Origin of the sequence: Terrisporobacter sp., assembly GCF_017888745.1 — a bacterium.
In the GTDB taxonomy this organism is placed as follows: Bacteria; Bacillota; Clostridia; order Peptostreptococcales; family Peptostreptococcaceae; genus Terrisporobacter.
In genome coordinates, this window is the sequence record NZ_JAGHFM010000101.1 from 1 (window position 1) to 6433 (window position 6433).

Genomic DNA, 6433 nt, shown 5'->3' on the forward strand with positions numbered 1-6433 from the left:
CTAGCTGACAGGTTGGTAAATGGAGGAATAAAAGGAATTTGGAACTTTGCACCTGTAGATTTAAATGTTTCAAATGATATTATCGTAGAAAATGTCAACTTAACAGAAAGCTTATTCACTTTATCATACTTGATGAAGGAAGATGATATGTAAAAACTATTTATTAAATGTATAATAATATTTTATATAAAGAAAAAGAACTACTTAAATTAAATATTTAAGTAGCTCTTTTTTTATTAGTCTTGTTGTGGAGCATCTACAGGACAAACGCTGTTGCATGCACCGCATTCAATACACTCATCTGGGTTTATAACGTATTTATCATCTCCAGCAGATATACATTCAACTGGACATTCATCAGCACAAGCACCACAGCTTATGCAAGCATCAAATATTTTGTAAGCCATTTTAAAGCTCCTCCTTATTTTGTAAATTATAATGCATTATACATTATACCAAAAACAAATGAAAAAACAACTAGAAAAGCGCATAAAAAAACTATTCAAGAAAATCTAATCCTGAATAGTCTTTGGTTTTTTATTACTCAGCCACTATAGCATCATTTGGACATGTATCAGCACATGAACCACAATCTACGCACTCATCTGCATTTATTTCGTATTTTTCATCTCCAGCTATTATAGCATCATTTGGACACTCATCAGCACATGAACCACAAGCTATGCATTCATCAGTTATTTTATAAGCCATATTCCAATACCCCCTTTTGTATCATATGATTAAGTTCATTATAGCAAAATTTACCATATATAACAATAAAAATATCTATGGAAAAAACATCGTATATAAATAGGATTAAAATAAATTTAGAGTTTAAAATATTAAGATATAAAATCAATATTTTACAATTAGAAATTCAAAAATATACTTTTTGGAAAAAATAATAAAGTTTATTTTACTTTAATTAACATTAAATTAAAATAAATAGAAAAATATTAAATAAAATTTTTAACAAATAACATGATCTATATATAGTAGTTATGATGTAATTTATATAAATAGTATATTAAATTAGTAAATTATACATTATTAATAGGTTGAAACGACAATATTTAAATAAATTGTAATATGAATCACAATAGTCTAAATAATTCAAAAAAATTGAAAATTAAAATTATAAAATAATATATAAACTAGCTAATTTGAATAAAATTTAACTAGTTATGGTATGTAATTGAATATTGTATACTATTATAATTTAATAAATAATTTAAAAACAATAAATAGTTAAACAAATTAAATTTAATTATAGTTAATAATAAAAAAATATTAAAAAATAAACTTACTTAAGGATGTTAAAAATATAAAACTTTAAAAGTATATATTTTATGAATAATAATTAACAATGTATATTTACTGATGTGACTATAAAATATAGTTTAAATTATTTATTTATATAAAAATAAGCTTAAGATAAAAAGTAAAATAGAGAATTACTTAAAATAAGTTAAACAAAAATTCAATTGAAAATTAAAGAAAAATTCAATTGCGAATAGAGATTTTGCTATGCTACAATTCAAGTGTAAGCAAGATATATAGTAAAATTTGGTTACATATCTTGATTTAGAAATAATAAAAGATACTTATTATTAAGGGGGCTTTAAAATGTCAAATTATGTACAAGAATGTATTGAACTATGTAAAAAAAGAAATCCAGGTGAAGTAGAATTTCACCAAACAGTAGAAGAAGTTCTTAGCTCATTAGTACCAGTACTAGAAAAACACCCAGAATATCAAGAGGCAGCTATATTAGAAAGATTAACAGAACCTGAAAGAGGTATAACTTTTAGAGTTGTTTGGACTGATGATAATGGTAAAGTTCAAGTTAACAAAGGTTATAGATATCAATTTAATAGCGCTATAGGGCCATACAAGGGTGGTTTAAGATTTGCGCCAAATGTATACCCAGGAATAATAAAATTCTTAGGATTTGAACAAACATTTAAAAATAGTTTAACTGGTCTTCCAATAGGTGGAGGTAAAGGTGGAGCAGACTTCGATCCTAATGGAAAATCAGATGCTGAAATAATGAGATTCTGTCAAGCTTTCATGACTGAATTATACAGACATATAGGACCAGAAACTGATGTGCCAGCTGGGGATTTAGGTGTTGGAGCTAGAGAAGTAGGATATATGTTTGGACAATATAAAAGATTAGTAAATAGATTTGAAGGTGTTTTAACTGGTAAAGGTCTTTCTTACGGTGGATTACAAGGAAGAACTGAAGCTACTGGTTACGGTATAGTATTCTTTGCTAATGCTATGCTAGAAGCAAATGGGGAAAAACTTGCAGGTAAAGAAGTTGCTATATCTGGATTTGGTAATGTTGCTTGGGGTACTGCTCAAAAACTAAATGAATTAGGAGCTAAATTAGTTACAATATCAGGACCAGATGGATATATATATGATCCAAATGGTATAAGTGGAGAAAAAGTTGATTATATGCTTGAATTAAGAGCATCAGGTAAAAACGTATGTGCTCCATATGCTGATAAATTCCCAGGATCTAAATTTGTAGCTGGTAAAAAACCATGGGAAGTAAAAGCTGATTTATATATACCATGCGCGACACAAAATGAAATATTATTAGATGATGCTAAAGCAATAGTTGCTAATGGTTGTAAATTTGTATGTGAAGGTTCAAATATGTCTTCAACTAATGAAGCAATTAAATACTTACAAGATAATGGTATTATAGTAGGACCATCTAAGGCTGCTAATGCTGGTGGAGTTGCATGCTCTTGTATAGAAATGGGTCAAAACTCAGGAAAAACTGTATTCACTCCAGAACAAGTTTATGCTCAATTAAAAGATATAATGATTGGTATACATGATGCTTGTGCTAACGCTTCTCAAACATATGGATTTGGATACAATCTAGTTGCTGGTGCTAACATAGCTGGTTTCTTAAAAGTTGCTGATGCTATGATGGCTCAAGGTTTAGTATAAGAACTCAAAGATTAGTTAAAAAATGACATTTTATAAGTAAAAGAGTTCAATATCGAAAAACGTTTTCTAAAAATAAGTATAAGTTTTAATATAAATTAAGGCAGGAGATATTTTATCTTCTGTCTTTTTATATGTTTTTAATTAAGAAAAGTGTACTACTGTATTGACAATGAAATATAAAAGTGTTAATCTACAAAAAGATATATAATGCTTTTAAATTTAGTCCAGAGAGGCTAAAAAGGAGGAAATAATAATGTTAAAATCAAGAAATTTAATCCAACCAGAAGACTTTTCGATTAAAGAAATAGATGAAATATTAAGTTTAGCTGAGGATATAATGAAAAATCCATCAGCATACTCTCGTGTTTGTGAAGGGAAATTAATGGCTACATTATTTTATGAGCCATCAACAAGAACAAGATTAAGCTTTGAAGCAGCTATGAAAAGATTAGGAGGAGAAATAATAGGATTTTCTGAACCTAATTCTTCTTCAGTATCAAAGGGAGAATCTCTAGGAGATACAATAAGGGTTGTATCTGGATATGTAGATATTATAGCTATGAGACATCCTGTTGCTGGCGCTGCTAGTGAAGCCGCACAATACACGACTGTACCATTCATAAATGCAGGAGATGGTGGAAATCAACATCCAACTCAAACTCTTACAGACTTATTAACAATAAAATCCCTTAAAGGAACATTACATAATCATACTATAGGATTATGTGGAGATTTAAAATACGGAAGAACAGTTCATTCATTAGTAAAGGCTATGAACAGATATGAAAATAATAAATTTGTTTTCATAGCACCAGAAGAATTGAAAATGCCTGAATACATAAAAGGAGAAATTAAAACTAATTCATATTGTGAAACTACACATTTAGATGAAGCCTTAAATAATTTAGATTTACTTTATATGACTAGGGTACAAGGTGAAAGATTTAGTGATAAAGATGAATATGAAAGACTAAGAGATACTTATATTCTAAATAAAGAAAAAATGAATAATGCTAAAGAAGATATGCTTGTACTACATCCATTACCTAGAGTAAATGAAATATCAACTGATATAGATAATGATGATAGAGCAGTTTATTTCAAGCAAGCTACTTATGGAATGTATGTGAGAATGGCTTTAATTATGAAGCTTTTAGGTGTAGATATACAAAAATAAATATTAGTTTAACTTTTGTGGAGGATTTAGTATGTATAAAATATTAAAAAATGAGTATGTTGGGGAAGATATGTACTTAATGGAAGTAGAAGGTTCTTTTAAAGGAGAAATGGGTCAATTTTATATGTTAAGAGCTTGGGATAACTATCCTTTACTATCAAGACCAATTAGTATACATGACATAAGTGAAAATAGTATAAGTTTTTTATATAAAGTTTTTGGTGAAGGAACTAAAATACTTAGTAAATTAAAACCTGAAGATACTATTAAGTTAGAAGGTCCTTATGGTAATGGATATGAAAAAGTAGAAGGGAAAGTAGCTTTAGTAGGTGGAGGAATCGGTATTGCACCACTATACTTAGTTGCTAAAAATATAGAAAATTGTGATGCATATTTAGGATTTAGAAATGAACCTATATTAGTAGGTAAATATGAAGAAGTATGTAATGATGTGAATTTAGCGGTTGGAGATACTTTTGTTACAGATATAATAGATGTAAATAAATATGATTATATATTAACTTGTGGTCCAACACCGATGATGGAGAAATTAGTTAAAATGGCTGAAGGAACAAATACTAAAGTAATGGTTTCTTTAGAAAATCATATGGCATGTGGTGTAGGAGCATGTCTAGTATGTACATGTAAAACAAAATTCGGAAATAAGAAGACTTGTAAAGATGGTCCAGTATTCAGGGGAGAGGACGTGATTTTTAATGGCTAATTTAAATGTTAAATTTAAAGATCTTAATTTTAAAAATCCAGTAATAATGGCATCGGGAACATTTGGATTTGGAAAAGAGTATAATGAAATTTATGATATAGAAAAATTAGGTGGTATAAGTAGTAAGGGGCTTACATTAAATCAAAGGGACGGAAATACAGGTATGAGGGTTTATGAAACTCCATCTGGAATGATGAATAGTGTAGGTCTAGAAAATCCAGGGGTAGAAGGATTTATAGAAAAGGAATTACCATTTTTCTCTGATTTAGACTTAGTAAGAATAGTTAATCTTGGTGGGGGCACTATAGATGACTATATAAGAGGTGCTGAATTATTAAGAGGAAAGGATGTTGATGTAATAGAATTAAATATATCTTGTCCTAATGTAAAAGCTGGAGGAATGGCTTTTGGAATCAAAAATGAAGTTGCCAGAGATGTAGTTAGAGAAGTGAGAAAAGTTGTAGACTTACCTCTAGTAGTGAAATTATCTCCAAATGCTGAAGATATAGTAACTATGGCAAAAGTTTGTGAAGAGGAAGGTGCTGATGGAGTATCTTTAGTAAATACTTTTAAAGCTATGGCTATAGATATTAATAAAAGAAAACCTATATTTGATAATGTATATGCAGGATTATCTGGACCAGCGATAAAACCTATAGCACTAAGAATGGTAAATGAAGTTGCTAAAAATGTAAATATACCTGTATGGGGTATGGGTGGAATAACAAATGCCACTGATGCAATAGAGTTTATTATGGCAGGTTCTTCTTGTATTCAAGTTGGAACTGCAAACTTTGTAAATCCTAAAATAGGACTTGAAATTATAGATGGAATAGAAAAGTTTATGAAGCAAGAAGGTATAAAAACATTAGATGAAATAAGAGGAATCATCTAATTAATATAAATTAAAAAATTTTTTAATAAATAAACATATGAAATATTGGAGGAATATACAAAATGAGTAAAGTAGATGTAGTTGAGATATTAAAGAAAAGTGATGCATTATTAGAAGGGCATTTCTTATTATCATCAGGAAAACATAGTAATAGATATGTACAATGTGCAAAAGTATTAAGATTCCCAGAGTATGCAGAGCAAGTTTTAAGTACAGTTGTTGAACAAATAAAAGATTTAGACATAGATTTAGTAGTTGGTCCAGCTATGGGTGGTGTAATAGTTTCTTATGAATTAGGAAGACAATTAGGAAAAGAAACAGTGTTCACTGAAAGAAAAGATGGAGTAATGGAGCTTAGAAGAGGTTTCGAAGTTAAGCCAGGAGCTAAAATAATAATAGCTGAAGATGTTGTTACAACAGGTAAATCAACAATAGAAACTAAAAAAGCTTTAGAGGCTCTTGGCGGTGAAGTAATAGGTGTTGCTTGTATAGCCAATAGAACTAATGATGATATAGGAATGCCAATATATAGTGCTATAAAATTAGAGATACAAGTTCATGAAGCTGATGAATGTCCTCTTTGCAAAGACGGTAAAATAGAACTTGTTAAACCAGGTAGTAGAGAGTTTAAAGAATTAGGAATGTAATTATTTAAAAAGTATTTAGA

Annotated in this window: 7 protein-coding genes and 1 pseudogene; 6 read left to right on the plus strand and 2 right to left on the minus strand. The window is 29.0% G+C overall.

All coding sequences use genetic code 11. The annotated features are described in order from the left end of the window. A pseudogene (locus J7G74_RS16785) lies at positions 1 to 153 on the plus strand (redox-sensing transcriptional repressor Rex); the annotation flags it as partial. Positions 154 to 236: 83 nt separating this feature from the next. Here the strand turns inward: J7G74_RS16785 and J7G74_RS05155 are convergent. Both J7G74_RS05155 and J7G74_RS05160 read right to left on the minus strand, forming a co-directional pair. Further along, positions 237 to 407 (minus strand): DUF362 domain-containing protein, encoded by a 171-nt coding sequence (locus tag J7G74_RS05155; protein WP_187296039.1) that lies wholly within the window; start codon positions 405 to 407, stop codon positions 237 to 239. A 133-nt stretch (positions 408 to 540) separates the two neighbouring features. Further along, positions 541 to 711: a DUF362 domain-containing protein gene (locus J7G74_RS05160; protein ID WP_297132705.1), complete on the minus strand. Its 171-nt coding sequence runs from the start codon at positions 709 to 711 to the stop codon at positions 541 to 543. A gap of 915 nt (positions 712 to 1626) precedes the next feature. Here J7G74_RS05160 and gdhA point away from each other — a divergent pair. The 5 genes from gdhA (at position 1627) to pyrE (ending at position 6413) form a co-directional block, all read left to right on the plus strand. Beyond that, on the plus strand, positions 1627 to 2970 hold the full coding sequence (gene gdhA / locus J7G74_RS05165; RefSeq protein ID WP_297132707.1) for an NADP-specific glutamate dehydrogenase: 1344 nt from the start codon (positions 1627 to 1629) through the stop codon (positions 2968 to 2970). 253 nt (positions 2971 to 3223) lie between these two features. Beyond that, entirely contained in the window at positions 3224 to 4147 is a 924-nt protein-coding gene (gene pyrB, locus J7G74_RS05170) for an aspartate carbamoyltransferase (RefSeq protein ID WP_297132710.1), read from the plus strand. 31 nt (positions 4148 to 4178) lie between these two features. After that, positions 4179 to 4871 carry a dihydroorotate dehydrogenase electron transfer subunit gene (locus J7G74_RS05175; RefSeq protein ID WP_297132712.1) on the plus strand — a complete coding sequence of 231 codons (693 nt, stop codon included), beginning with the start codon at positions 4179 to 4181 and terminating at the stop codon, positions 4869 to 4871. Further along, positions 4864 to 5766, plus strand: a complete 903-nt coding sequence (locus J7G74_RS05180; RefSeq protein ID WP_297132715.1) for a dihydroorotate dehydrogenase — start codon at positions 4864 to 4866, stop codon at positions 5764 to 5766. Before J7G74_RS05175 ends, J7G74_RS05180 begins: the two co-directional genes overlap by 8 nt. 62 nt (positions 5767 to 5828) lie before the next feature. Continuing rightward, positions 5829 to 6413 carry an orotate phosphoribosyltransferase gene (gene pyrE, locus J7G74_RS05185; protein WP_297132717.1) on the plus strand — a complete coding sequence of 195 codons (585 nt, stop codon included), beginning with the start codon at positions 5829 to 5831 and terminating at the stop codon, positions 6411 to 6413. The last annotated feature ends 20 nt before the right edge of the window (positions 6414 to 6433 follow it).